At 59.8% G+C, this 26,907-nt stretch carries 29 protein-coding genes; 14 read left to right on the top strand and 15 right to left on the bottom strand.

Features of this window, described 5'->3' with window-relative positions:
- Positions 1-446 precede the first annotated feature (446 nt).
- The 6 genes from HGP17_RS17275 (at position 447) to HGP17_RS17250 (ending at position 6,798) form a co-directional block, all read left to right on the top strand.
- Positions 447-641: a hypothetical protein gene (locus HGP17_RS17275; RefSeq protein WP_015338438.1), complete on the top strand. Its 195-nt coding sequence runs from the start codon at positions 447-449 to the stop codon at positions 639-641.
- A 237-nt stretch (positions 642-878) separates the two neighbouring features.
- Positions 879-1,880, top strand: coding sequence for a P1 family peptidase (locus tag HGP17_RS17270; RefSeq protein ID WP_168811138.1), 1,002 nt, complete (start codon positions 879-881; stop codon positions 1,878-1,880).
- Positions 1,881-1,993: 113 nt separating this feature from the next.
- On the top strand, positions 1,994-3,523 hold the full coding sequence (locus HGP17_RS17265) for an ABC transporter substrate-binding protein (protein ID WP_168811136.1): 1,530 nt from the start codon (positions 1,994-1,996) through the stop codon (positions 3,521-3,523).
- Positions 3,524-3,570: 47 nt separating this feature from the next.
- On the top strand, positions 3,571-4,524 hold the full coding sequence (locus HGP17_RS17260; RefSeq protein ID WP_168811134.1) for an ABC transporter permease: 954 nt from the start codon (positions 3,571-3,573) through the stop codon (positions 4,522-4,524).
- On the top strand, positions 4,521-5,387 hold the full coding sequence (locus tag HGP17_RS17255) for an ABC transporter permease (protein ID WP_168811132.1): 867 nt from the start codon (positions 4,521-4,523) through the stop codon (positions 5,385-5,387). The genes HGP17_RS17260 and HGP17_RS17255 overlap by 4 nt, the downstream gene beginning before the upstream one ends.
- 19 nt (positions 5,388-5,406) lie before the next feature.
- Positions 5,407-6,798 carry an amidase gene (locus HGP17_RS17250; protein ID WP_168811130.1) on the top strand — a complete coding sequence of 464 codons (1,392 nt, stop codon included), beginning with the start codon at positions 5,407-5,409 and terminating at the stop codon, positions 6,796-6,798.
- Between the two features lie 17 nt (positions 6,799-6,815).
- Here the strand turns inward: HGP17_RS17250 and HGP17_RS17245 are convergent, their stop codons facing one another.
- Positions 6,816-7,295 (bottom strand): Lrp/AsnC family transcriptional regulator, encoded by a 480-nt coding sequence (locus tag HGP17_RS17245; protein WP_168811128.1) that lies wholly within the window; start codon positions 7,293-7,295, stop codon positions 6,816-6,818.
- Between the two features lie 122 nt (positions 7,296-7,417).
- On the opposite strand from HGP17_RS17245, the gene HGP17_RS34040 reads away from it, so the two are divergent.
- Complete coding sequence (locus HGP17_RS34040) at positions 7,418-8,038, top strand: DMT family transporter (RefSeq protein ID WP_348648960.1); 621 nt, start codon at positions 7,418-7,420, stop codon at positions 8,036-8,038.
- Positions 7,981-8,343, top strand: a complete 363-nt coding sequence (locus HGP17_RS33765) for a DMT family transporter (protein ID WP_348648959.1) — start codon at positions 7,981-7,983, stop codon at positions 8,341-8,343. Before HGP17_RS34040 ends, HGP17_RS33765 begins: the two co-directional genes overlap by 58 nt.
- A 35-nt stretch (positions 8,344-8,378) precedes the next feature.
- Here HGP17_RS33765 and HGP17_RS17235 read toward each other — a convergent pair whose 3' ends face one another.
- The 4 genes from HGP17_RS17235 to HGP17_RS17220 all read right to left on the bottom strand — a co-directional run bounded on the left by HGP17_RS17235 (position 8,379) and on the right by HGP17_RS17220 (position 11,486).
- Positions 8,379-8,618 (bottom strand): hypothetical protein, encoded by a 240-nt coding sequence (locus HGP17_RS17235; RefSeq protein WP_168811126.1) that lies wholly within the window; start codon positions 8,616-8,618, stop codon positions 8,379-8,381.
- A 74-nt stretch (positions 8,619-8,692) separates the two neighbouring features.
- Complete coding sequence (locus tag HGP17_RS17230) at positions 8,693-9,550, bottom strand: NlpC/P60 family protein (protein WP_348648968.1); 858 nt, start codon at positions 9,548-9,550, stop codon at positions 8,693-8,695.
- A gap of 13 nt (positions 9,551-9,563) precedes the next feature.
- The gene (locus HGP17_RS17225) at positions 9,564-9,908 is read right to left on the bottom strand and encodes a MarR family winged helix-turn-helix transcriptional regulator (RefSeq protein ID WP_168811122.1); all 345 of its coding nucleotides are present in this window, start codon (positions 9,906-9,908) and stop codon (positions 9,564-9,566) included.
- A 186-nt stretch (positions 9,909-10,094) separates the two neighbouring features.
- Entirely contained in the window at positions 10,095-11,486 is a 1,392-nt protein-coding gene (locus HGP17_RS17220) for a M17 family metallopeptidase (protein ID WP_168811120.1), read from the bottom strand.
- 149 nt (positions 11,487-11,635) lie between these two features.
- On the opposite strand from HGP17_RS17220, the gene HGP17_RS17215 reads away from it, so the two are divergent.
- Positions 11,636-12,463 (top strand): tetratricopeptide repeat protein, encoded by an 828-nt coding sequence (locus tag HGP17_RS17215; protein WP_168811118.1) that lies wholly within the window; start codon positions 11,636-11,638, stop codon positions 12,461-12,463.
- 55 nt (positions 12,464-12,518) lie between these two features.
- Here HGP17_RS17215 and HGP17_RS17210 read toward each other — a convergent pair whose 3' ends face one another.
- The 10 genes from HGP17_RS17210 to HGP17_RS17165 all read right to left on the bottom strand — a co-directional run bounded on the left by HGP17_RS17210 (position 12,519) and on the right by HGP17_RS17165 (position 22,378).
- Entirely contained in the window at positions 12,519-13,163 is a 645-nt protein-coding gene (locus HGP17_RS17210) for a LysE family transporter (protein WP_168811116.1), read from the bottom strand.
- Positions 13,164-13,408: 245 nt separating this feature from the next.
- Positions 13,409-14,386, bottom strand: a complete 978-nt coding sequence (locus tag HGP17_RS17205) for a type II secretion system F family protein (RefSeq protein ID WP_168811114.1) — start codon at positions 14,384-14,386, stop codon at positions 13,409-13,411.
- A gap of 21 nt (positions 14,387-14,407) precedes the next feature.
- A complete protein-coding gene (locus HGP17_RS17200; RefSeq protein WP_168811111.1) occupies positions 14,408-15,415 on the bottom strand; it encodes a type II secretion system F family protein in 1,008 nt (335 codons plus the stop codon).
- 8 nt (positions 15,416-15,423) lie between these two features.
- Positions 15,424-16,914, bottom strand: coding sequence for a CpaF family protein (locus HGP17_RS17195; protein ID WP_168811109.1), 1,491 nt, complete (start codon positions 16,912-16,914; stop codon positions 15,424-15,426).
- Between the two features lie 77 nt (positions 16,915-16,991).
- Positions 16,992-18,263 (bottom strand): CpaE family protein, encoded by a 1,272-nt coding sequence (locus tag HGP17_RS17190; RefSeq protein ID WP_168811107.1) that lies wholly within the window; start codon positions 18,261-18,263, stop codon positions 16,992-16,994.
- Between the two features lie 37 nt (positions 18,264-18,300).
- Positions 18,301-19,041, bottom strand: coding sequence for a CpaD family pilus assembly lipoprotein (locus HGP17_RS17185; RefSeq protein WP_168811105.1), 741 nt, complete (start codon positions 19,039-19,041; stop codon positions 18,301-18,303).
- Positions 19,042-19,094: 53 nt separating this feature from the next.
- Entirely contained in the window at positions 19,095-20,594 is a 1,500-nt protein-coding gene (locus HGP17_RS17180; protein ID WP_168811103.1) for a type II and III secretion system protein family protein, read from the bottom strand.
- Positions 20,595-20,608: 14 nt separating this feature from the next.
- A complete protein-coding gene (gene cpaB / locus HGP17_RS17175; RefSeq protein ID WP_168811101.1) occupies positions 20,609-21,424 on the bottom strand; it encodes a Flp pilus assembly protein CpaB in 816 nt (271 codons plus the stop codon).
- Between the two features lie 164 nt (positions 21,425-21,588).
- Positions 21,589-22,101, bottom strand: coding sequence for a prepilin peptidase (locus HGP17_RS17170; protein ID WP_168811099.1), 513 nt, complete (start codon positions 22,099-22,101; stop codon positions 21,589-21,591).
- An 85-nt stretch (positions 22,102-22,186) separates the two neighbouring features.
- Positions 22,187-22,378: a Flp family type IVb pilin gene (locus HGP17_RS17165; protein ID WP_168811097.1), complete on the bottom strand. Its 192-nt coding sequence runs from the start codon at positions 22,376-22,378 to the stop codon at positions 22,187-22,189.
- A gap of 405 nt (positions 22,379-22,783) precedes the next feature.
- Here HGP17_RS17165 and HGP17_RS17160 point away from each other — a divergent pair, with 405 nt between their 5' ends.
- The 5 genes from HGP17_RS17160 to HGP17_RS17140 all read left to right on the top strand — a co-directional run bounded on the left by HGP17_RS17160 (position 22,784) and on the right by HGP17_RS17140 (position 26,878).
- Positions 22,784-23,200, top strand: a complete 417-nt coding sequence (locus tag HGP17_RS17160) for a pilus assembly protein N-terminal domain-containing protein (RefSeq protein WP_168811095.1) — start codon at positions 22,784-22,786, stop codon at positions 23,198-23,200.
- 153 nt (positions 23,201-23,353) lie between these two features.
- Complete coding sequence (locus tag HGP17_RS17155) at positions 23,354-23,974, top strand: TadE/TadG family type IV pilus assembly protein (RefSeq protein WP_168811093.1); 621 nt, start codon at positions 23,354-23,356, stop codon at positions 23,972-23,974.
- 14 nt (positions 23,975-23,988) lie between these two features.
- On the top strand, positions 23,989-24,561 hold the full coding sequence (locus HGP17_RS17150) for a TadE/TadG family type IV pilus assembly protein (protein ID WP_168811091.1): 573 nt from the start codon (positions 23,989-23,991) through the stop codon (positions 24,559-24,561).
- Positions 24,562-24,692: 131 nt separating this feature from the next.
- A complete protein-coding gene (locus HGP17_RS17145) occupies positions 24,693-25,913 on the top strand; it encodes a phosphopentomutase (RefSeq protein ID WP_168811089.1) in 1,221 nt (406 codons plus the stop codon).
- Positions 25,910-26,878, top strand: a complete 969-nt coding sequence (locus tag HGP17_RS17140; protein WP_168811087.1) for an adenosine deaminase — start codon at positions 25,910-25,912, stop codon at positions 26,876-26,878. The genes HGP17_RS17145 and HGP17_RS17140 overlap by 4 nt, the downstream gene beginning before the upstream one ends.
- Positions 26,879-26,907 lie beyond the last annotated feature (29 nt).

The raw sequence follows: 26,907 nt of genomic DNA, 5'->3' as shown, positions 1-26,907 counted from the left end.
GCCATTGTCGAATCTGCTGCTCATTCCTATTTCTGTGTCGGTGATCGGCAAGCCGTTCCGCCAAAGGCGATATCAGGAAAGCGTAAGACATGCTTTCCATCAATCGGCCAGGGACGGAATTTTATTTTACTGATCGTCGACATTTTGACATCTTTAGGAATATGTTTCCGGAGATAAAATTGTTATTGTCTACTAATATAATAGACAACGACAGATCGATCCACCGGCTCCTTTTGGGGAGCCCAACAGGCAACACCAACTAGGGACGGCGTGACATGCAGAATATTAAAACGATCGCTTCGATCCTTGGGCGGTTTGTGCTTGGCCATGACCGCTCGGGCGTGCTCTCCAGCCCGCGCTGTCGAATGTGACGTTCGTCCCCTTCTAGGTTTCAAACAGTCAATTCGCCATGTCTGCGCCAATAGCGGTGCGGAGGGAGTTTATTTATGAAGAAGCAAGTCATCGAGTACGCTGGCGTTCCCGTCGGCATCGTCGTTCCGGATCAGGATCGGCTCAAGTTCATCGCTGTCAAATATCATGTCCATGATCTGGACGAACAGCATTTCAGAAATGCGGACGAAGTGAAGCTCGCTATCCGCGACCTTCTCTCCCGCCAACAGGCCAAACCGATCCATGTTTGATGGGTCAGATAGCCTGCGTTTTTACCCAGTCCCATCACCAGCCCTCACCCTTCGATAAAATCAGGGTGGGGGCTTTTTCTATGCGCACGATCAGGTGAGGCATGCAAATGCCCCGAACCACGGATGATAGCGTCGGACTGATGGTCTGCTTCCAGACAAACTCATCTTGTCTTTTGAATTTCTTTACGCTCCTATCGCCATGACGACCTCGCGTTGCAAACGGCGAAGGACTTTTCATTGGCTGATCATCTCAATCTTCTGACCGATGTCGAAGGCGTCGCCGTCGGTCACTCCACGGATCTTGCTCTGGGCTCCGGCGTCACCGCCATCATCTTCGATGAACCGGCGGTCGCCTCCTGCACGGTTCTCGGCGGCGCGCCGGGTGGGCGGGATACGGCCTTGCTCGACCCCGCAATGACGGTTGGCACGGTGGATGGTATCGTGCTTTCGGGCGGCTCGGCCTTCGGGCTTGATGCTGCGGGCGGCGTGCAGGCAGGTTTGCGGGAGATCGGCCGAGGCCTCAAGGTCGGCGACGCGCTTGTCCCGATCGTACCGCAGGCGATCCTGTTCGATCTCATCAATGGCGGCAATAAGGATTGGGGGCTGCACTCGCCCTATCGCGATCTCGGCTACGCCGCCTTCAAGGCTGCGAGCAAGGGCTCGTTCGCGCTGGGCACGGTCGGCACGGGAGCGGGCGCCACGACCGCGACGGTGAAAGGCGGCCTCGGCTCGGCCAGCGCCGTCAGCAGCAAGGGATACAGGGTTGCCGCTCTCGTCGCCGTCAATGCACTCGGCTCCGCAACCATTGGCGACGGCCCGCATTTCTGGGCAGCTCCGTTTGAGGAGAATGGCGAGTTCGGTGGTCTCGGCATGCCGCAGACGATCGATTCGCGCTTGCGCCTGAAGGGCACCAACATCACCGCGACGACCATTGGCGCCGTCGTCACCGATGCCGAACTGACCAAGGCGGAAGCCCATCGTCTTTCGATCTGCGCTCACGATGGTTTTGCCCGTGCACTGCTGCCGACACATCTGCCGCTCGATGGCGATACCGTCTTTGCCGCATCCACCGGCAAGCACGCTCGCGATGATATTCCAAGCTTCATGGAGCTCTGCCACCTGGCGACCATCGTCATGGCGCGCGCCATCGCCCGCGGCATCTACGAGGCGACGGCGCTTCCGATCGACGGCACTCAACCCGCATGGCGAGATCGTTTCGGCGGGCAGAAACAAGGCTGAGCGCACAAGCACAAATTTTCAGAATTGTGTGTGCGACTGCGAGATGACACTATCGTGAAAAAGACCGCGTGCCGGAGGGAAGCTGGCAATGCGGATCAAGCAAGGGGACCGCGATGACCGAATTTTCACGACCAAGACTTGCCGGTATTGCGCGCGCGCTTGCCTTTGGCACGGCACTTTCCGCCGGCCTTCTGGCCATGGGACTAACCCCGGCCGAAGCCGCGAAGACGACGCTCAATCTCGGCATGAGTGTGGAACCAACGGGCCTCGATCCGACGATCGCCGCGCCGGTCGCGATCGGCCAGGTGACCTGGCAGAATATCTTCGAAGGGCTGGTTGCCATCGACGAGAGCGGCAAGATCGTGCCGCAGCTCGCCAAGAGCTGGGACATTTCTGCCGACGGCCTGACCTATACGTTCAAGCTGCAGAGCGGCGTGAAATTCCATGACGGCGAGGCCTTCGATTCGGCTGCTGCCAAATTCACGCTTGAGCGCGCTCGCGGTGCAGACTCCGTCAATCCGCAGAAGCGCTTCTTCGCAACCATCGCCTCGATCGACACGCCGGATGCCGAAACGCTTGTCCTGCATCTTTCCTCGCCGACCGGCAGCCTGCTCTATTGGCTCGGCTGGCCTTCCTCGGTCATGGTCGGGCCGAAATCTTCCGCCAACGACAAGACGACGCCCGTCGGCACCGGCCCTTTCAAATTCTCCGCCTGGGCCAAGGGTGACCATGTCGATCTCGTCAAGAACCCGGATTACTGGAACAAGCCGGTCGACGTGAAACTCGAGAAGGTGACCTTCCGCTTCATTTCCGATCCTCAGGCGGAAGCCGCAGCGCTCAAGGCCGGCGATGTCGATGCTTTTCCGGAATTTGCCGCGCCCGAACTCATGAGCTCTTTCGAGGGCGATGCCCGGCTAATGACTAAGATCGGCAATACCGAGCTGAAGGTCGTCGCTGGCATGAACAACACGCGCAAGCCCTTCGACGACAAGCGCGTGCGTCAAGCCCTGATGATGGCGCTTGACCGCAAGACGATCATCGAGGGCGCATGGTCCGGCCTCGGAACCGCCATCGGCAGCCACTACACGCCGAACGACCCCGGCTACAAGGACCTGACCGGCACGCTGCCTTATGATGCCGCCAAGGCGAAGGCGCTGCTTGCCGAAGCCGGCTATCCAAATGGTTTCACCTTCACCATCAAGACGCCGCAGATGGCCTACGCGCCACGCAGCGCGCAGGTGATGCAGGCGATGTTTGCCGATATCGGCGTGACAATGAATATCGAGCCGACGGAATTCCCGGCCAAGTGGGTGCAGGACGTGTTCACCGGCCGCAACTATGACATGACCATCGTCGCTCATGCCGAGCCGATGGATATCGATATCTATTCGCGCGATCCCTACTACTTCAATTACAAGAACCCTGCCTTCAACGAGCTGATAAAGAAGATCCAGCTCACGGCCGATGTATCCGAGCAGAACAAGCTTTATGGCGAGGCGCAGAGCATTCTTGCCGAGGATGTGCCGGCGCTCTTTCTTTTCGTCATGCCGAAGCTCGGTGTCTGGGACAAGAAGCTCAAGGGTCTCTGGGAGAATGAGCCGATCCCCTCCAACGTGCTGACCAACGTCTCCTGGGAAGATTGATATCGTTTCTACGCGACGATGCCGGCTGGCTCGGCCACGGACATGCTATGATCGTATTGCTCACTCGCCGTATTTTCGGACTGATCTTGACGCTGATCGCTGTCTCGCTGCTGGTCTTTGCCGTCATGGCGCTGCTGCCGGGCGACCCCGCCGCGATCACGCTCGGGACATCGGCGACGCCGGAGACGCTGGCCGCACTGCGGCATGATATGGGTCTCGATCAGCCGCTGATCGTCCGCTACGGGCAATGGCTTGCCGGCGCGCTGACGGGCGATCTCGGCAAATCCTATACTTACGGAGTTCCTGTCGCCGGCCTGATTGCGGAGCGGCTTGCCGTCACCCTGCCGCTTGCCGCCCTTGCCATTCTGCTATCCATTCTCATCGCCTTACCACTGGGTGTGGCGGCAGCGGCAAGACGTGGCGGCTTCTTCGATATCGTTGCCGCACTCTTTTCGCAGATGGGCATTGCCGTGCCCGGCTTCTGGGTTGGCCTCCTGCTGGTGCTTCTATTCGCCACCTCGCTTGGTTGGATGCCGGCCGGCGGCTTTCCCGGTTGGAGCAATGGCCTGTGGTCGTCATTGAAATCGCTTGTGCTGCCCGCCGTCGCGCTGGCGCTGCCGCAAGCCGCCGTCCTGACCCGGGTCACCCGTACGGCGGTGCTCGACACGCTGCATGAGGATTTTGCCCGCACGGCGATCGCCAAAGGCCTGTCGCGCAGGCGCGTGCTCTGGCGGCATGTGGTGCCGAACGCGCTGGTGCCGGTGCTGACCATTCTCGGGCTGCAATTCACCTTCCTCGTTGCCGGCGCGGTGCTGATCGAGAATGTCTTCACCCTGCCCGGCCTCGGCCGCCTCGCCTATCAGGCGCTCAGCCAGCGCGATGTCATCGTGCTGCAGGATGTCGTTCTCTTCTTTGCCGGCCTTGTGATCGTCGTGAATTTCCTGGTTGATCTCTCCTATCTCGCCGTCGATCCGCGATTGCGGGCGGGAGGCGCAAAATGAGCGTCGTCGAGAGAAGAGCTACACCACGCCCGCACCGCTCGCGTCTTCGCGCATTGCGACGCTTAAACCTCATGGTCGGCGCGCTGATCATTCTCGCGCTCGTCAGTGTCGCCGTCGTCTCACTGTTCTGGACGCCGGTGCCGCCGGCAAAGATGCAGATCACTCACAAGCTGCAGCCGCCTTTCGGCTTCGGGCTGCTCGGCACCGACCAGCTCGGTCACGACGTGTTGTCGATGCTGATGGCCGGCTGCTGGAATTCGCTGTCCATCTCCGTCTCATCAGTCGCGATCGGCGGGACGATCGGAACGATCATCGGTGTCTCCGCCGCCGCTCAGCGCGGCCTCTTCGAAGCGCTGGTCATGCGGGCCTGCGACGTGATCTTCGCGCTGCCGCCGATCCTCTCCGCGATGATCCTCGGCGCATTTCTCGGAACCGGGCGCATGACGGCCATTATCGCCATCGCGGTCTTCATGGTGCCGGTCTTTGCCCGCGTGGCACTCGGCTCGGCCCTGCAAGCCTGGAGCCGGGACTATGTGCTGGCGGCGCGCGCCATCGGCAACACGCAACTTGCCATCACGCTGCGTCACGTCCTGCCGAACATCATGGGCAGCATCATTGTCCAGTCAACGATCCAGCTCGGCCTCGCGATCCTGACCGAGGCCGGGCTTGCCTTCCTGGGCTTGAGCGTACCGCCGCCGGCCCCGACCTGGGGGCGAATGCTCGCCGATGCACAGACCTATTTCCACGTCGCGCCGTGGCTCGCCCTCCTACCGGGCCTTGCCATCGCGCTTTCCGTGCTCGGCTTCAACCTGCTCGGCGACGGGCTGCGCGATCTCCTCGACCCCCGCGAGGCGACGCGCTGATACCTAAAGAGAATGGATCATGAGCGAACCGACCGATCTTTCCATCCTGGACCTCAGGCGCAGATTTGCCGACAAAAGCCTGTCCCCCAGCGAATACTGGCTGGCGCTTGAAAAGCATATCGAGGCATGGGAGCCGACAATATCGGCTCTTTATGCCTATGATCCCGAGGATGCCCGCAGGCAAGCGGCCGCCTCCACGGAACGTTGGGCAAACGGCGTGCCGCTTGGTGTCCTAGACGGTATCCCGGTGACGCTGAAGGAGCTGATCGCCACCAAGGGCCAGCCAGTACCGCTTGGCACGGCGGCCGTCGAGCTCATCCCCGCAGCAGAAGACGCGCCGATCGCCGCCCGCCTGCGCGAAGACGGCGCGGTGATTTTTGCGAAAACCACCTGCCCCGACTACGGCATGCTGTCATCAGGCCTTTCGAGCTTTCACAAGCTCAGCCGCAATCCCTGGGACCCGAGCCAAAATCCGGGCGGCTCCAGCGCCGGGGCGTCGGCTGCGGCTGCGGCCGGCTATGGACCGCTGCATATCGGCACCGATATCGGCGGCTCCGTGCGGCTGCCGGCGGGATGGACCGGCATTTTCGGCTTCAAGCCAAGCCATGGCCGCATCCCGGTCGATCCCTATTATGTCGGGCGCTGCGCCGGGCCCATGACCCGCACGGTCGAGGATGCCGCCTTCTCGATGGCGACGCTCTCGCGTCCCGACTGGCGCGACGGCACCAGCCTGCCGCCGAACGAAATCGACTGGATGGACCTCGATGTCGATGTGCGAGGCATGAAGATCGGCCTGATGCTCGATGCCGGCTGCGGTCTGCCTGTCGACGACGAGGTACGCGATGCGGTCGTTGCCGCGGCCAAACGTTTCGAGGAAGCGGGAGCCATCATCATCGACGTCGCACCGGTGTTGACCCGACAGATGCTCGACGGCCTCGACGTCTTCTGGCGCGCGCGCTTCTGGGGCGACATCATGGGATTGAGCGAGGAGCGCCGCAACGCGATCCTGCCCTACATCCATAGCTGGGCCAAGAGCGGCGCCGAGATCAGCGGCGTCGATGCCGTGCGCGGATTCAACCAGACGATCGAGATGCGCAAGAGCTGTGGCAGACTGTTCGCGGAAGTGGACGCCGTTCTCTCGCCGACCAATCCGATCGTCTCATACCCCGCCGAATGGGCGTCTCCCACCAACGATCCCGCCCGGCCTTTCGAGCACATCTGCTTCACCGTTCCGTGGAACATGTCGGAGCAGCCGGCTGCATCGATCAATTGCGGCTTTTCCCGCTCGGGCATGCCGATCGGCATGCAGATCGTTGGCCCGCGTTTTGGCGATCTGCTCGTGCTGAAGCTGTCCAAAGCCTATGAGGACTGGAGCGGCGGCGTCACAAACTGGCCGAAGCGACCGGTCTAGCTCTAGCCAGCCGGCAGCTAATCCCGCCGCAACGGCAGGGAAAGACCGGTCTTCACCCGGTCCATAGTGACGAGCGACTTGAATTTCGTGACGTTTGGATTGTCGTGAAAGAGACGCCGGCTGAGTTCCTGATAGGCCGGCATATCCGCGACGACGACAATCAGAACGAAATCCGCTTCGCCGGTCACCTGATAGCATTGCTGCACTTCCGGTGCCTGCAGGAAGCTGCGCTTGATCGCATTGAGGAGATCATAACGCTCGTCGGCGATCTGGACTTCGACGACGATGGTGATCGGCAAGGCAACGGAAGCGGGATCGATGATGGCTATGGTCGCCTGGATGACGCCGTCCGCCTGCATGCGTTTGATACGCCGCTGCACGGCAGCCGCTGACAGATGGACCAGCTCTCCGATCTGGCGCTGCGGAACATCGCTGTCCTTCTGCAGGATCTCGAGAATCGCGATATCGAACTCATCGAGATCAGCAGTTTTGCGCATTTCAGACCATCCTTACCGCAAAGAGGAAACAAAATTGCATGGAAACGGCGAAAATGGAGCGCAATACTCTTTTTGGCCGTATTACGTTTGCGCCATATCAACTGATTTGCAGAGGCACGAGAATGTCACAGCCGGACACCGAATACGATACGCACGCTCCGAGCGTCGATGAAGGTGCCGATGCGAGGAGCTTTCTTCTCGGCGTAGTGGCGATGCTGCTGGCCGCGTTGGCGATGAGTATCTCGCCGAGCCTCGTGCGTCTGGCGGATGTCGGGCCTTTCGCCAGCGCTTTCTGGCGCGTCTTCCTGGCGCTGCCGATCCTCTGGATATGGATGCGATATGCGGAGGCCGGAGACGTTTCGTCACCCCGCGCGAGCTTCACCTTGCCGACCATTCTTGCCGGCATTGCGTTCACCGGCGACCTTTTCTTCTGGCACCTTGCCATCATGGGCACGACCATCGCCAATGCCACGTTCTTTGCGACCATGGCGCCGCTCTGGGTCGTGATTTTTGGCTGGCTCCTGCTGCGGCAACGGGTTGATCGCACCACGCTGATCGGGCTTCTTGTCTGCCTCGCCGGCGGCGCGGCGCTGGTGGCGCAAAGCCTCGCTTTCAATCCAACCGCGCCGTCGGCGATGCGCTTGCCATCATCACCGGCGCTTTCTTCGGTCTCTATTTCCTTGCGGTGGGTGCAGCACGCCCGAAAACCAATGCGGCGCGTGTCACTTTCGAGCTTAGCCTGATTACCTCGGCGATCCTGTTTCTTGTCGCCTTCTTCTTCGAGCCGCGGATATTGCCGCAGTCGATCTCGGGATGGTGCGTGCTTCTGGCGCTCGGCCTCATCAGCCATGCCGGCGGTCAGGGCATGCTGTCCATCGCGCTCGGCCGGCTGCCGACCGTCTTTTCTTCGCTGGTCATTTTCCTGGAATCGATCGCAGCCGCGCTTTTCGCCTGGTTCCTGTTCGGCGAAGTCGTCACCGTGATACAGGCCCTTGGCGGCATCGTCATTATCGCCGGAATCTGGATTGCGCGACCGCGTACGCGGTGACATGCCGAATGAAGCGAATTGACCAAGGCGCCGGCCTACAAGATAGCGGCGCCCCTTTTGCAGACATCGACGTCAAGATCATGCAGGGCTTCCTCTATCACCCTTAGATCGTCCTCAACGCCGTCATCCAGGTCCATCGCACTTTCGCTGTCGAGGCGTTGAAGGCCTCGGGCTTCATTGTAAAGCTCACGCAGCCTACCGATCTTGCCTCCCCTGCGCATGTGATCATCGAATAAAATATCCCGCACCATCTGTTCCATCGCCGTGATGGGCATGCCTCTCCTCCTGCCGATAGGATATCCCGATCACGGGGATAACGAGCGAGTGAAAAGACGGTTCCGAGAGGCAATCAATCGACGAAACGGCGGTATCCGGTTGGCCGTTCATAGAGCCAACCGATACGCTCGATGGCGTCCGCGAAGTTTTCGCGAGCCACAGTCATGGTGTGGCCATTGGCGTGAATGATGGTTTCTGGATCTTCCATGATGGCGACATGCCCCTTCCAGAAGACGAAATCGCCGCGCTTCAATTCCTCGCGCTCGATGGACTGACCGAGGCCTGCCGCCTGCATGTCGGTATCGCGCGGTGCCGCGCGGCCGGTCATTGCGAGCGCAAGCTGCACGAGGCCGGAGCAATCGATGCCGAGACCCGAACGACCGCCCCAGAGATAGGGTGTCTCGAGGAAACGTAAGGCAACCTCGACGAAGTCGCCGCCGCTGTTGTCGCCGATCGGCTTCACATGCTTGGCAAAGATGGCCGTGCCGTCTTCCAGGACAACATAGTGATTGCCGCGCGCCTCCGCCGTGCCGGCAACATGGATGAGGCTGCCCATGGAGAGGATCGCCGCATGCGGCTTGCGCAGTTCCGGCTCGGGATAGAGGAACGTGCGTTGCGGAATGACGACATGGGTCGGCGCGGCCCCGCCTTCCTTGATCGCCGTTTCGGGAAGATAGCCGACATAGCCGTCAGCATTCGCTTTCACCCAGCACCAGCCATTGCGGCGCTCGAATACCGTCACCTCTTCGCCCAGCAGCAGCTCGGTATCGATGCCGGACGCGAATTCCGGCTTCGGCCGCAGCGCGATAACCGGGACGACGACGCGTGCGCCGCTGCCCTCGACGAAGCGCTCGGCCTCGACCTTGCCCTTGAGAGAGGCCTCGGCAAGATCGGGTCTGAAGGCATTGAGGCGGCGGTCCAACGTCATTATGAAATTCCCGAGTTCATGTTTTGCGGCCATGCTCGATGACGAGATCGCCGAGCTTCTCCAGATAAAGCGCGCCGGTAACCGTACGCTTAATGATGACATTGCGCCGATCACGATCGTCGCGCACGCGGTCGACCAATCCCATAACTCCCATGGTATCGAGCGCCCGGGTGATGACCGGCTTTGTGACGCCGAGCGTTGCCGCAAGACCGCGCACCGTATGCGGCGGCGGCACGAGATAGATCTGCAGCAGGATTGCCGTCTGCCGCAACGTCAAATCGTGATCCTCGCGGCGCACCTGAGCGAGCGTCACGCCATGCCAGAGGCCCAAAGCCTGCGAGGCGGAGAATTCAAGCGGCAAGGGCAACCCCGAAATCGTTACGCTACCGTTCCAGTCTGCTGAAGGATTATGGTAGTTTCAAGGGACATATTTCTTCACTGGACGCAAAACGACGCGATGTGCCCTCAGGTTCCCGCCAAACGGGAGCCCTTCGTCGACAAGGCAACGAAGGGCCGTGATATTCCCTGCTTCGACCAGGGCCGGAGCTTAGCGTACGCTCTGTCGAATGTGATGATAGAGCGCGCGGATTGCCTGTGCCTCTCCGCCACCTGGCGAATGCGGCCGCTCGCTCTGCGCCCAGCCGTAGATATCGAAATGCGCCCAGCTCGGCGTTTTCGTCACGAAGCGCTTGAGGAACAGGGCCGCCGTGATGGAGCCTGCCATGCCGCCGGACGGGGCATTGGTGATATCGGCGAATTTCGTGCGGATATCCTTGTCATAGCCCATGTAGAGCGGCATGCGCCACAGCGGGTCGTCCGTCTCCAGGCTCGCTTCGGTGAGGTCGCGGGCGAGATCGTTGTCGTCGGTGAAGAAGGGCGGCAGATCGGGGCCGAGCGCGACGCGGGCAGCACCCGTCAGCGTTGCCATGTCGATCATCAAATCCGGCGCATCCTCATCGGCATAGGCAAGCGCATCGGCGAGGATCAGCCGGCCCTCGGCGTCGGTGTTGTCGATCTGAACGGTCAAGCCCTTGCGGCTCTTGTAGATATCGCCGGGACGGAAGGCGTTGGCCGAAATCGAGTTCTCGACGACGGGAATGATGACGCGCAGGTCAACCTTGAGCTTGGCGTCCATGATCATCAGCGCCAGGCCCATGACGTTGGCCGCGCCGCCCATGTCTTTCTTCATCAGCAGCATCGAGGAGGCCGGCTTGATGTCGAGACCGCCGGTGTCGAAGCAGACACCCTTGCCGACCAGCGTGATACGGCGATGGCCCTTCTTGCCCCAACGCATTTCGAGAAGGCGCGGCGCATCGGCGCTGGCGCGTCCAACCGTGTGAACCAGCGGGAAGTTTTCCTTCAGAAGATCATCGCCGATGATGACGGACATCTCCGCCTTATAGTGTTCGGCCAGTGCCCGGAAGGCGGCTTCGAGCTGTTCGGGGCCCATATCGTTGGTCGGTGTGTTGATGAGGTCGCGCGCCAGAAAGACGCCGGCAAGCTGACGCTTGATGTCGGCGGCATCTGCATCGCGCGGGATCATCAGCGTCGGCGCCGTCGCCTTCTCGGACTTGTAACGCTCGAAACGGTAGCTGCCCAGACCGAAGCCAAGCGAAAGACGGTTTGCCGTCAGGGGTGCGGTCTCGATGTGCCACTCGCCCGCCGGCAGGCTGCGCGCAAGCCGGCCCGTCAGGAAAGGCTGTTCGGAAGGATTGGAGCCTAGACCGAACAATGCGCCGCCGAGGTGTCCATCGGCCGTCGGGATCAGCAACAGAGAGCCGCTTTCGGCCTTGTAGCCGGCCTTGCTGGCCCAATCGAGCGCGATGGGATCGATGGTGCCGGTTTCTATATGCGCCGGCGTAACGGCAAAGATCGGCAGCGTTGCGCCACCCTTCGAATTGAAGGGCGTCGCGCGCTCGATGAACTGATAGGGGGCCATAACAATCCTTTGACGATGACTTCAGGGAATCGAGAGTTAACCGTCTGTTAGGGTTAACAGATTATTGCTGGAGCGAACATTGCGTCGAACCTTTCCCTGTTCCGATTCTAGGCCGGGCGCAAGATCCAAGGAATTCAGGGATAAGCGAAATGCCGGCGGTCTTCACCACGTCATCATTGAAAACCTTCCTCTTTCGCGGCGCTTCCGCAGCACTTCTGGCCATCGCGCTTGCAAGCTGCACAACAACCGCAAAAGACAAGATGACGACTGGTTCGATCCCCAAGGCATCGCGACCTCTCGACACGATGAACAGCACCGATCTCGCACAGGCAACCGCCACCTATGGCAAGGCCTATGACGCGAATCCCAAGGATCGCGATGCCGGCGTCAACTATGCCAACGCCTTGCGCATGAGCGGCCGTAACGATCAGGCGCTTGCCGTCATGCAGCAGGTCGCGATCGCCAATCCGACCGACCGAGGCGTGCTGGCTGCCTATGGCAAGTCGCAGGCGGCGGCGGGCCAGCTCGAAGAGGCGCTTTCGACCATCGACCGTGCCCAGACACCGGATCGCCCCGATTGGCGGCTGGCTTCCGCGCAAGGGGCCATCCTCGACCAGCTCGGCCGCTCCACAGATGCCCGCGCCAAATATCGCGACGCGCTGGTTCTGGCTCCGAATGAGCCGACGATCCTTTCCAATCTCGGCATGTCCTACGTGCTGACCGGCGATCTCAAGAATGCCGAAACCTACCTTCGCTCGGCCATCGCGCAGCCCGGCACCGACAGCCGCGTTCGTCAGAATCTGGCGCTTGTCGTCGGCTTGCAGGGCCGCTTTGCCGAGGCGGAACAGATCGCCCGCCAGGAGCTGACACCGCAGCAGGCTAACGCCAACGTTGCCTATCTGCGCGGCATGCTGGCGCAGCAGAACTCCTGGCAGAAGCTTGCCGCCGGCAGCGACACCAAAAAAGCCATCCAATAGAGCTTTTAACAGAGATCGGCGGGTTTCTCCTGCGCAGTCACCCTGCCGCGGGCCATCAACGCCAGATGTGACGCGGCAAGCCTTCAGCCACCAATCGCGCGCCAAGTGCACCGATCACCGCGCCTGCGACCCTATCGATCCAGAGTTTCGATCCGACATAAAGCGCGCGTGGCCGATTGGAGGAAAAAGCCAACGTTACCACCGCGTAGCAACCCACTTCGACCAGGAAAACGGCTGGCGGCACCGTCAGCAACAGCCACGGCGCCGGGGCGGCGGGAAGAAGTGCGGCAAAGATACTGCCGTAGAAAATAGCCGTCTTCGGATTGCTGAGTTGCGTTCCCAGCGCAAAGAAAAAGTTACGGGCGATACCGCCGGCAGCCGGCGTTGCCGGAGCATCGATCGGCAGATCGTCCGGCGCATGCCGCCAGATGCGGATGCCGACATAAATCAGGTAGAGGCCACCGGCGACCCGCAGCGCGATATAGAGCCACTCGACCTTCATCAGCAGCGCGCTCAGACCGAACAGAGCCAGTGTCGCGAAAATCACGCTGCCTGTTCCCATGCCCAACGCTGCCGCCAAACCGGCCTTGCGGGAGCGGGAGACGGCGATGCGGGAGACAAGCACGAAGCTCGGTCCGGGGCTGACGGCCCCGATCAGGACTGCGGCGATGACACTGAAAAATACGGCCATAGATGACATGCGGCACCTCCGGATATGGCTGCAGATCCGTCCCGCCGGATGGCATTGGCTCTTCCGGGGCTGACGAACGAGCATGCGCTTTGCGGCAGGGACGATATTGTTCGAAGATTACCACGCCTTCCCAGGCGAGCAAGCTGGTCCGACTAGAGCGGTTCAGCTTTTCACGGAATCACTGAACCGCTCTATCTCTTTGTTTTTGCGCAATTCCGGATGGAAGACCGCTGCGCATTTTTCCTGGAATTGCTCTAGAACTTATCCATCGCCTTGATGATGGCCGGCCCTAGAATGACGGCCATGAGCACAGGCAGGAAGAAGACGATCATCGGAACCGTCAACTTCGGCGGCAAGGCGGCCGCCTTCTTTTCCGCCTCGTTCATGCGCTCGTCGCGACCTTCCTGAGCCATGACACGCAGCGCCTGCGACAGTGGCGTACCGTAGCGCTCGGCCTGGATCAGCGCTTGCGTCACCGATTTGACGATCTCGATCTGCGTGCGGGCGGCAAGATTGTCGAAGGCGGTACGGCGATCCTGGAGGAACGACAACTCAGCCGTGGTCAACACCATTTCCTCGGCCAGTGGAGGCGATTGCTCCGCCATTTCGTCCGCAACACGGCGCATGCCGGCTTCGATCGAGATGCCGGATTCCACACAGATAAGCATAAGGTCGAGTGCATCCGGCCAGGCGCGCTTGATCGATTTCTGACGCTTGGTGATCTTGTTGGAGATATAGATATTCGGCGTGTAGAAGCCGATATAGGCTGTGACGATCACTCCAAGCAGGCGGATTGGCAGCGGCTTGGCGGCAAACCAGCCAAGAACGAAAACCATGACGACGGCAAAGGCCAGAAACAGGAACGGCAGCAAAAACCGGGCCACCAGAAACATGTTCAGCGCGTTTTCGGACCGCAGGCCTGCAGCGCGCAAGCGGTTGACGGTGTTCGCATCGACAAGGGCGTTGCGCAGGTTGAATCGCTCGACGATCTGACTGGCGTTGCGATTGTTCTGGCTGCGCAGCGTCGCCTTGCCGCCGTCTGCGTTCAGCCTGGCGCGTTCGCGGGCGCGGATCTGCTCGCGCTCGGTCGACACGGCCTTCATGCGCTTGTCGAGATCGCCGCGTTCAAGCAGCGGCATGGCGATCGTATAGAAGGTGGCGAATACCGCGATCGCAACGACAACGGCGAGAATCGTGCTCGGATCGGTCAGGGTGGCGGCTATATCGGACATGGGCTACGCGGCTCCCTCCGCTCAGATCTCGAAATTGACCATGTTGCGCATGATGTAGACGCCGAAGGCCATCCATATGCCGGCAACCAGCATGATCAGGTGACCGCGTGGATCCGTGAACAGCACCAGCATGTATTGCGGGGACGTCAGATAAACGAGCAGCATGACGATGAAGGGCAGAGCGCCGATGATGACGGCGGACGCCTTGGCTTCCATCGACAAGGCCTTGACCTTCGCCTTCATTTTCTTGCGCTCACGCAGGACACGCGACAGATTGCCGAGAGCTTCCGAAAGGTTGCCGCCGGCCTGAGCCTGAATGGCAATGACGATCGCGAAGAAGTTCACTTCCTGCAGCGGCATGTGAAGGCTCATGCGCCCGCAGGCATCCGAGATGCTGAGGCCCACCTGCTGCGCCTCGACGACACGCCGGAATTCGCTTTTTACCGGTTCGCGCGCCTCGGAGGCGACGAGCCGAATGGCGTCGTTGAGCGGAAGGCCGGAACGCAGCGAGCGCGTGATGAGATCAAGCGCGTTGGGAAACTCGTCGAGAAACTTATTCTGCCGACGCGTGATGAGAAAGCCAACGACCCAGCGCGGGAGGCCGAACATCGCGGCAAACGGCAGGCCGAGCACGACGAGAATCGGCGCACCGACAATAAACATGACCAGCATGACGAACAGGCCGAACAGCACGCTGAAAAGATAAAAACGGGAGGGCGTCAACGACAGGCCGGCCTGCGCCAGACGCGCCTTCAAGGACTGCTTCTTCTTGTTGCTCTCCGACTGCCGTTTCTCGAGGTCCTTGAGCGAGTCCTGCACCGACTTGCGGCGCTTGGACATTTCCTGCACGCGGTCGCGCGCCGCCTTGACCTTTACACGATCGGTTTCGGCCTGTTTGACGCGGTTGACCCGACCCTCGGCCTTCTTCTGCGACTCGATCCGCGAATAGAGCACGCCATAGCAGATCGCTCCGGCCGATACGGCCGAGAGCAGAACAATCAAGAGGACCGTTGGATCGACACCGAACATGGGAAATCCTATTGCGCCTTCTTTTCCATCTCATCGAGGGCCGCGGCAAGGCGTCTTTCCTCGTTGTAGTAACGGGCGCGATCCCAGAAATGCGGCTTGCCGATGCCGGTGGAGACATGCCGGCCGATCAGTCGACCGCTCGCATCCTCGCCTTCGATTTCGTAGCGCATCAGATCCTGCGTGATGATCACATCGCCTTCCATGCCGATCACCTCGGTGATCTGGGTGATACGGCGAGAACCGTCGCGCAGACGCGCGGCCTGGATGATGACGTCGATGGAGCCGGAAACGATCTCGCGCACGGTCTTGGCGGGCAGGCTGAAGCCGCCCATGGCGATCATGGATTCGATACGGCTGAGGCACTCGCGCGGGGTATTGGCGTGGATCGTGCCCATGGAACCGTCATGGCCCGTGTTCATCGCCTGCAAGAGGTCGAAGACTTCGGGGCCGCGCACTTCGCCGACGATGATGCGTTCGGGGCGCATACGCAGGCAGTTCTTGACGAGATCGCGCATGGTGATTTCGCCCTCGCCTTCGATGTTCGGCGGGCGCGTTTCGAGGCGCACGACATGCGGCTGCTGAAGCTGCAGTTCGGCGGTGTCTTCGCAGGTGATGACGCGCTCGTCGCGATCGATATAGTTCGTCAGGCAGTTCAGAAGCGTGGTCTTGCCCGAACCGGTACCGCCTGAAATGACGACATTGCAACGCACGCGGCCGATGATCTGCAGCAGCGTGGCGCCCTCCGGCGTGATGGCACCGAAGCGGACGAGCTGATCGAGCGTCAGCTTGTCCTTCTTGAATTTACGAATGGTCAGTGCCGGGCCGTCGATCGACAGCGGCGGTGCGATGACGTTGACGCGCGAACCGTCGGGCAGACGTGCGTCACAGATCGGGCTTGATTCGTCGACGCGTCGGCCGACCTGGCTGACGATGCGCTGGCAGATGGAGAGAAGCTGCGCATTGTCGCGGAAGCGGACTTCCGATTCCATCGTCTTCCCGCCGACTTCGATGAAGGTCTGGCCCGCGCCGTTGACCATGATGTCGGCAATATCGTCCCGTGCGAGAAGCGGTTCCAGCGGACCATAGCCAAGGACGTCGTTGCAGATATCCTCGAGCAGCTCTTCCTGCTCGGAAATCGACATCGCGAAGTTCTTGATGGTGATGATATCATTGACGATATCGCGGATTTCCTCGCGCGCGGCCTCATTGCCGAGCTTGGAGAGCTGCGACAGATCGATCGTGTCGATCAGCGCCGAGAAGACCTGCGATTTGGTGTCGTAATATTCCTCGGTGCGCACCGCGCGGCGACGGCTGGGCGTCTGCATCGGCGGTGGGACCATCTGCTGTCGCGGCTGCGACTGGTCGCGCGACGGCTCGATAATCACGGCGGGCGCAGCCGCCGCAGCGGGTGCGCTGGCGGCGGCAACGGGTGCTCGCGCCGGCGGAGGTGCTAAACCACCGCTCTTTGCAGGACCTTCATTTCCGCGCTTGCCAAACATGCTTCCGTTCCAATTCTACTGCTGCAGCATGATGCTCCCGCGAAAGTCTTTTCCGGAGATCATGCGAAATCAGATGATTACTTCCGCTTCAGGAGGCCCAGCAGGCCGCCCTTCCTCGTCTTCTTCAACGCGGCGCGCCCCGTCACGACATGCGATATCTGCGAGAAGATCTCGGCAACCGGCGACTTCGGATCCGTTTCCGAAATCATCTGACCGCTGTTGGCGGCGTTGCCGAACAGATTGATATCGAAGGGGATGATGGCGATCGGATCGATCTCCAGCGGTGCGCAGAATTCCGACGGATTGATTTCGGGGCGTTTCGGCATGCCAACCTGGTTGAGGACCAGATGCGGCGCCTTGTCGTTCGGGCGCAGCTTGCGCAGCGCATCGAGCAGGTTCTTGGCATTGCGCAGATTGGCGAGATCCGGCGCGGCACAGATGACCACCTCGTCGGCAGCTCCAAGCACGGAGCGAGACCATTCCGTCCAGAGATGCGGAACATCGAGAACCGTGACCGGGGCACTGCGTTGCAGGACGTCCAGAACCGGCAGGAATGCCTGAGCGTCGAAATCGTAGGCACGATCGAGCATCGAAGGTGCGGCCAGCAGAGACAGATGCTGCGAGCATTTGGTCAGCAGGCGGTCGAGAAAGACTTCGTCCAGGCGCTCGGGCGCAAAGACCGCCTCGGCAATGCCCTGGGCCGGGTCCTGATCGAAATCGATATTGGCGGTGCCATAGGGCAGATCGAGGTCGGCGAGAATGGTTTCGGTGGAGAACAGGCTTGAAATGCCAAAGGCGCAGTTATGTGCGATGGTGGATGCGCCGACGCCGCCCTTGGCGCCGATGAATGCCACGCTTTTTCCGAGCGGCTCGGCATCCGGATCGACGAAAATCGACGCCATGGCCGTCATCAGATCGGCCATATCCATCGGCTGGACGATATATTCGGAAATACCGTTGCGGATGAGCTCGCGATAGAGACCGATATCATTGTGATAGCCGACAATGATGACCTTGGTAGTGGGATCGCAGACGGCCGCGAGCGGTGCAAGCTCCGCAAGGAGATTGCGCGGATTGGCGCGCGTTTCGAGGATGATTAGGTTCGGTGTGGGCGTCGAACTGAACATGTTGGCGGCTGCCGCAGTGCTGCCGCTGGTGATCCGCAGACTGACCTTGGACATGCGCCGATCATGGGCGCATTGGTCCATCACGCGCTGCAACTGCTCGCTTTCGCAAAAGGCATGGACCGAAATTCGCGGCAACGGGCGCAGATTTTCGAGATTGCCCGAACGCGGGGCTTCCTCGATCTCGGCGTCATCCGAAGCGATGTCGTATTCGATGGCGTTCATGGTTTCATCCTGTTTCGCCGGCAAATTGCTCTGTGTCTCACTGGCCACCGGTACCGCTGAAGCCGCCTAGCGTGGCCGTGCTCGTCGCAACAGAGCCGGTGCGATAGTCATTGATCACTTTCGCACGCTGATCGGTATCAATCGGCGAGACCGCGCGCGGCGCCACAAGATCCGTCGGATTTGCGACCTGTGCCGCAAGATTACTCTGGGAAGCGCAACCGAAATTGTAATAATTCTGGTTGTCGAAGGCGTTGTCGGAGAGGTCTTCAGGCCATTGGCCGCAAGTATTCGTGGTTGCCGTCGTAGCGGCGAAACGCAGACGTATCGGTGCCGCGTCGCCATAGTCGCCGGCTGCATAGGAGCTTTCGGCGATGACGCCGGAGCGGATGCCGTTTGCGACTAGCTCTCTTCTGATCTGCTGGCGTAAAGCCGATGCCGCGGCGGAATTCACCGATCCGCGCGGTGCAAGGATCTCAATCGTGCCGCTCGCATGCGCGCGGTAGTCCTGCACGAACCCGCGGACGGTATCGCGCATTCCTATCGTCAGGCGGCGATCGCTGGCGGCGACGGGAATATCAATATTGTGCTCCTTGTTCATGAGCACGATCGGATGCCGCTGACGATAATCGTCATTAATGGCGCTCGTCGTCATCCGATCCTGTGAGGCAGCGCAGCCGCTGATGGCTGCAGCCGTCAGGATCAGGACGGGTGCGATCATGGTCAGGGTTGAGAAACGGGGACGGCCGTTGCGAGGGGCATTGCGGTCGAGACTGGCCATATGGTGATCTCTCGTTGATCCGGTTGAAAAGGGGCGCGCCATGATCCGTGTCCTCACTTGTAAATGAAGCCGACGGTGCCGTGGAAATCGGCGTCGGCGACCGGCGGCCCATCCTTGCGACCGTAGATCTTGTTGACGCGATTCATGAAGAAGCCGCTGATATCGTTGCTCGGGGAAAAATTGTCGTCAGGACGAGCAAGCTGGTTACGAGCCACAGGGCGAACCAGATAAGGCGTCGCGATGATCACGAGTTCGCTCTCGTCGCGCTGAAAGCTTTTCTGCCGGAACAGCGCGCCAAGGATCGGAATTTTCGATGCGCCGGGCGTTCCATTGGTCGTCTGTTGGATCGTATCGCTCAATAGCCCCGCCAGAGCGATCGAGCCGCCTGATGGCAGTTCAACCGAGGTATCGGCGGCACGCTGATTGTAGGTCGCGGTATTCGCAGTGCCCACAGGATTAGACACTTGTGTCTGCACATGCAGGCTGATGCGGCCGGCAGACAGGACGACCGGCGTGAAGGCAAGACTGATACCATAGGTGAACGGCGTTATGGTTACGGTGCCGTCCTTGTTCGTCGTTGAATAAAGCGTTTGTCCACCGGAGGTGAACGTTGCGGCTTGACCGGAAATCGCCGTCAAGGTCGGTTCCGCAAGTGTGCGGACAGCGCCTGCCTGCTCGAGCGCATTGAGGTAAGTGCTGATATTGTATTTGCCGATAGCGGTCTTGAACAGGCTTGCGAGGCCACCGCCACCTGCCGCTGCGGCTGCATCAGGCGTGATATTGCCGAGTTGGGCGACAGTCAGGCCTGAGGAATTGCTGACCAGATTGTCGAAACCGATCTGCTTGAGCACGCTCCGCTTGATTTCGGCGACCGTCACCTTGAGCGTGACCTGATCCTCGCCTTCGATCTGCAGCATGTTGACGATCTGCGAGGTCTGGCGGCCTTCGGCAAAGAGTGCAACCGCACTATCGCCTCCGGTGCCGGAGGCAGTCTCCGTGCGGGTCGTCGCCTCCCCCCCCTTTAGAAAGGCCTGGGCAAGTTGTTCTGCCCGCGTCGCATCCTGCGGCGTGCGCACGGTGCCCGTCAGGACGATGTTGTCGGAGACGATCTCGACATTGATATTGGAATCCGTGATGAAGCGCTTGAGATTGGCCTGCAGGCCGGTAATGTCGCGCTCGATCTGCAGATCGAGACTGACGATTTCCCTGCCGTCAGAGCCGAAAATGAAGATGTTTGTCTGGCCGACCGTTTTGCCGAAAAGATAAATGCGGCGCGACGTGCGCGTCACCGCATCGGCCATCTTCGGATCGGACACCAGGATATCATGCGCATCAGCCGGCAGATCGACCACGATCGCCTTGTTGAGACCGAGCTTCAATGTTCGCTTCGTGCCGAGGCCGGCAATGGTGACAATGCTGTCGGAGCCGTCGGCGAATGCCGATGGCGTGCGCAGAAATGCAGGAAGGTCAGCCAAAGGCAAGCCAGCAAAGGCGAGGGAAAAGGAAAGAATGCCAGCAAGAGAAGAGCTGACTTTCCTGTTGGTCGTAAACATGATCCCGCCTCTTCTCATTGTGCTTTCGCTCCGCTGGCGCCGTCGGTGACGATGTTTCCTGACTTGATGACCTGGACGAGGCCGCCGCCATTGTCGCCGGACAACAGATAGTCGGCGGCGGTCGTGTCAGGCTGCTGCGCATCGGCAACCGAGCGCAGCGCCAGTGTCAACCGGTCGGCCATCTGATGCGCGACCGCCAGAACCTTCGTCTGGTCGGGCGTCAATTCGAGCGTCGCGGTCGCGCCGACGACCGCTTTGCTGCCGTCCTGCTTTTCCTCGATCTGCTGATCGACGGCGAGGACACGTACGTTGCTCAGCACCGTCTCTGTCAACATTTGCTGCTGGGAGCCCTTGCGGACCATGATCACGTCGACTCGGTCGTTCGGAAGAATGAAGCCGCCGGCGCCGGTCGCTACGGAAATTTCCGTGGCGACGGCGCGCTTGCCCGAAGGCAGCAACGAGGAAAGGATGCGACTGCTGGAGTCGGCGATCTTTTCTTCCCGGATCGGTTCGCCTTCGAACATCGGCAGTCGGACGACCGCGTTGCTCAGATCTTTCACCGCGTCAGGTCGATCCGTCTGTGTGATGAGGCCCTTGACGATTCCGCTTTCGGGCCATGCCAGCCAATGGATTGATTTTTCGTCCAGTCGTGAGCCAACAGGCAAGTTGGCACTTGCGACCAGCACACTAACGGTCGCTTCCTTTTGCACGACGGGTGCAATCTGCTGCGGTATGATATCGCGCGGGCCAGACAGGCGCATGGCCAACAGACCAGCCATGCCTGCCGCGACGGCCGCCACTGCGAGTATCATGATGCGAGCGGGTTTCATGGTCATTCCTTGGGGAACAGAATTCTTCGCCCCGCAGAATGCTCAGCAATTGGTATAAGTATGGTTAACGGTCGGTTACATTTATTGTTATTTAACCATAATTACTTCATGTTAATTAGAAATTACTTATAGAAAGATTTGACTTCTACTAGTCGTTTTAAGGTTTAAATTGCGCCATGCGTCGCCGCGATCAAGAGCGGCGAGGATGGAAATGCAAGGATTCCGCCGATGGCGATGGCTATTCCGTAAGGTATTTTCTTCGCGACCGTGAGCGAGGCCGGCACCGGTATACCAATGGCCATGATTACGTTGGACTGCGCGCGGACCAATATGATCAACACCGTTACCAAGCCGCCCATGACTGCAACGTAGATCAGAAATTCGATGAGAGACGAATCGAAGCCGAACCAGAGCGCGGCAGCAGCCAGAAGTTTCGCATCGCCTCCACCCATCACGTTCAAGGCAAAAAATGCAAAACAGGCCAAAAAGACCAGGGCGGCGCCGGCGAGATGTAAGCCGATAACGGTGACTGATAAGCCCAAGAGCGGCGCAAGCACCAGGAACGAGATCGCAAGTGCAAAAGACACACGATTTGGAATCGTCATTGTAAATAGGTCGGAGATCGCTGCGATCGACATGCAAAGCGGAAAGATGAATAACGCTGCAGCTTCGAGCAAGTCACATCTCCTTATTCTCAATAAACGCTGTAATCCGCCCCTTTTACAGGGCGGATTGCTCGCACAATAGGCGAATAACAAATTGTTACTTCGTACCGACGCCGGCAGAAGACGTATTCATCTGCGTAGAGATCTTATTGAAGGTCAAGCTGAGCGTGTTGCCCAGGGTGCCGGCGCCGGCGATGATGGCGACTGAGATCAGAGCTGCGATGAGGCCGTATTCGATTGCGGTCGCACCGGATTCATCCTTCAGGAAACGCGAAAAAAGCTTGGACATGAATTGACTCCACTAACTTTGTTGACAGCACGTCCGCCAACTGTTGCCGTTGATCGGATGAGTTGCACGGTAGCCGGGCGCCGTTTCCATCGCTTTAAGGAAGTGGGTTAATAAAGTAAAAACGGGCAAGTCAAAAAAGAATAGTTAATATCTCAAATACGTCTTTCCGTGCATTTTTAAAGAAAATCTTCAAGCAATAACAAATTATTAGATTGACGAATATTAGCATAATATCGGACTTGCATCAAAGTAACGCATAGTCTGCGTCGAGAATGACAATTGAGGCCTTTAACGGGACATTTGCACCATAATCGTCCTACCAAAGCTTGCCTTAATCGTTCATTCACCATTCTTTCTCATTCTATCCCGCAGATATTTTCGACATGTGCTTCAAGAGGCCTCACCATGCCAATCGGCGGCAGAATCGCACTTCTTGCTGGAATCGTTGCCCTGGCCGGGATGGTGCCCCAGTTTTCGCACGCCAGTGGCGAGAATCTGTTGCGCGTCTATATGGATCACGCACGCGTTCTGAAGCTTGACCGACCGGTGAGCAAAGTCATCGTGGGCAATTCGCAGGTCGCCGACGCGACCGTTGCTGATCCGAAGACCATCGTTCTCACAGGTCGCGCCTTCGGAACAACCAATATCATCCTGCTCGACGCCGACGGCAACGCGATTGTCGATGAACAGGTGCTGGTTTCGATCGATGAGGGCAATACGGTTCGCGTTTTCCGCCAGACGGATCGCGCCGTCCTGTCATGCACGCCCAACTGCGAGCAGCACGCCCAGCAGAATAGTTCTGCCGCATCGGCCAGCCCGTAAACCACATGTATTTTGCAAATATTCGATAGTTCTACATAAGCATTGCGTTCTCTTAATAATCTTTGCTTCCTCTAAATATGAAGAGAGAAGAGAAACGGATTATCAAGGAAGCATCTCTACGTTCATTCGCATGTAAATCTACGCGGATGCGCAATGATACAGGACAACGATATCTTGGATAGCAAAAGCGCTGAGCGGCAGCCTGTCCGCAAGCGGCTGCTTGGGTTCGTGCGCTCCCAGGATGGCAGCGCCGCTATCGAATTTGCCTTGCTTGCCATCCCCTATTTCCTGATCGTCTTTGCCATTATCGAAACATTCGTCGCCTTCACGGCCGAACAGGTCGTGTCCAATGCCGTGGATACGCTGTCACGCCAGATCAGAACCGGCCAGATCACGGCCCTGAATACCTCCCAGCAGCAATTCCGGCAGGCATTCTGCAATGAGATCTCCGTGCTGATAACCTGTTCGTCGACGGAGGTGGCGACACCGGCGAACCTCTATCTGGATGTCGAGACCTATCTGAGCTTCGCGTCCATGCCGACGACGGTCCCCCGCAAATCCACGACCGATCCCTATTCCGACCTCAACACCACGGGTTTCGCGTTTGCCCCCGGTGGCGCCAAAACCTTGAATATGGTGCGCGCCTACTACCGCTGGCAGGTGATTACGGATCTGATGCGCCCTTACCTCACCAATGTCCGCCCGTCCGACGGCTCGGCATCCGTCTACCTCATCGTCGCGACGGCCGCCTTTCAGAATGAGAATTATCCGTGAGCGCGCAAACAAACATGACCGAGAATAAGGAGCGACGCTTCGGCATCATGCGGCGCTTCGCGCGCGACGAACGCGGTGTCGGCGCGATCGAATTCGCCATTCTGTTTCCGGTCCTACTCCTGCTTTACCTTGGTGCATTCCAGCTTACGGTGGGCCTCAGCGTCTCCAAACGCGCCAGCCGTTCGGCGGGATCGATTGCCGATATCGTTTCGCAACAGACAGCCGTCAGCAAAGCCGTGCTTGCGACGATGCCTTCAGTGGCGGGCGCCATCTTTGCACCCTACACGACAAGCGGCCTGACCTTGAAACTCACCGGCATCAACGTTGACTCCACCGGCAAGGCCACGATCGCATGGTCCTGGTCACAGAGCGGCACGGCACCCTATACCGCCGGCTCATCCGTCACGGTACCGGCCAACATGAACCAGGCCAGCACGTTTCTGGTGCGCAGCGAGTTGTCGATCCCTTACCAGCTGATCAGCTTCGGCTCGAATTTCCTGCCGAACGGCAGCAATCAGATCACGATCAACCGTCAATACTATTACCGCCAGCGCGGTGGCACCTCGATCAGCTGCAGCGACTGCTGACGACAACCCTAGCTCACTCCTCCACACCGCCGGCAAAACGGAAAATTGCCAAGTCGATGCCTCCGTTATATGGGTGACGTCCCCGGCTTTCGGCATGGCCGCCGGGTGCAATGAACTTTATCGGGTGGTTTATGGCGCGCGCCTTTCTTTTCGTTCTGGACTCATTTGGTGTCGGCGGCGGCCCGGATGCGGCAAGCTATGGTGATGAAGGTGCCGACACGCTCGGCCATATCGCCGAATTTTGTGCGGCCGGTGCTGCCGATCGCAACGGTCTGCGCGAGGGGCCTTTGTCGTTACCGAACATGTCCGGTTTCGGGCTGCTGGAAATCGCCAAGACGGCGACGGGCAGCTACCCTGCAGGTATGCCGCAGCCCGAGCGGCTATACGGTCTTTACGGCTGTGCCAGCGAAGTTTCCCGCGGCAAGGACACGCCATCAGGTCATTGGGAGATTGCCGGAACGCCGGTTACGTTCGATTGGGGCTACTTTCCGACTGAGGGAGATGCCTTTTCGCCGGAACTGGTGAAGGCCATTTGCGAAGCGGCCGATCTGCCGGGTATTCTCGGCAACTGTCATGCCTCGGGCACGGATATTATTGCAAAGTTTGGCGAAGAGCACATCCGCAGCGGCAAGCCGATCTGCTACACCTCGTCCGACTCCGTTTTCCAGATCGCAGCACATGAGCAGCATTTCGGCCTCGATCGGCTGATCGCCCTTTGCAAAATCGCGCGCACTCTGCTCGACCCCTACAATATCGGCCGCGTGATCGCCCGCCCCTTCGTCGGCGAGACCGTGGCAACCTTCGAGCGGACCGGCAATCGCCGCGATTTCTCCGTGCTGCCGCCGGAACCGACGCTGCTCGATCGGCTGGTCAAGGCGGAGCGCAAGGTTCATGCCGTCGGCAAGATCGGCGATATCTTTGCCCATCAGGGCGTTTCTAGGGTCATCAAGGCCAATGGCAACATGGCGTTGATGGATGCAACCCTGAAGGCCATGGATGAAGCCGAGGACGGCGATCTGGTCTTCACCAATTTCGTCGATTTCGACATGGTCTATGGCCACCGCCGCGACGTGCCGGGCTATGCCGCAGCGCTCGAAGCTTTCGACGCGCGCCTGCCCGAGGTCAACAAGAAGCTGAAGGCCGGCGATCTCGTCATTCTGACGGCCGATCATGGGTGCGACCCGACGTGGCGCGGCACGGATCATACGCGCGAGCGCGTGCCCGTCATGGCCTACGGACCGGGCATTCGTTCCCGTTCCATCGGCGTCCGGCAGACCTATGCCGATATCGGTGAAACGGTCGCCAAACATTTGGGCATTGCGGCCGGGCCGCATGGGAGGAGTTTCCTTTGACATCGCATTTGAAGAAAGTGGAGCTGCACTGTCATCTGGAGGGCGCGGCACCGCCGGCGCTCACGCAGGCACAGGCCGAGAAGTACGGCGTCGATACCAGCGCGTTTCTGAAGGACGGTATCTACCTCTGGAAGGATTTTGCCGAATTCCTCGTCTGCTATGACAAGGTTTCCGAGGTCTATCGTACCGAGGAAGATTATGCGCTGCTGACGGAAACCTATCTGGAAGAACTTGCCGGCATCGGCACGATCTATAGCGAACTCATCGTCTCGCCCGACCATGGCGACCGCATCGGCCTCGGCGCCGACGCCTATATGACGGGTGTTTCGGCCGGCATTCGTGCCGCAAAGGCAAAGACCGGCATTGAGGCCAGGCTCATCGTGACGGGCGAGCGCCATTTCGGTCCGGACCGCGTGGTGAAGGCGGCGGAATATGCCGCCAAGAGCGACAATCCGCTCATCACAGGCTTCAACATGGCCGGTGAAGAGCGCATGGGTCGCGTCGCCGACTACGCCCGCGCCTTCGACATCGCCCGCGAGGCCGGCCTCGGCATCACCATCCATGCCGGCGAGGTCTGCGGCGCCTTTTCCGTCGCCGATGCCGTGGACTTGGTGCGCCCTGATCGTATTGGTCACGGCGTGCGCGCCATCGAGGATATGGATCTCGTCAAGCGCCTTACCGATCTCGGCACCGTGCTCGAGGTCTGCCCCGGCTCCAACATTGCGCTCAAGGTCTTCCCGGATTTCCAGTCGCATCCACTGCGCAAGCTGCGCGACGCGGGCGTGCGGGTGACGATCAATTCCGACGATCCGCCGTTCTTCCGCACCTCGCTGAAGCGCGAATACGAACTGGCTTCGTCGGCTTTCGGCTTTAGCGACGACGAGATCAACGCGATGACGCGCACGGCGATCGAGGCGGCGTTCGCCGACGAAGCGACACGGGCGGCATTGCTGGACAAGATGTGATGGCTAACGCGATCCTTGGAGAGGCCTTA

The organism is Rhizobium sp. P38BS-XIX (genome assembly GCF_012641435.1).
Classification (GTDB): Bacteria; Pseudomonadota; Alphaproteobacteria; order Rhizobiales; family Rhizobiaceae; genus Rhizobium.
This window is presented reverse-complemented; position numbering and strand designations above follow the sequence as displayed.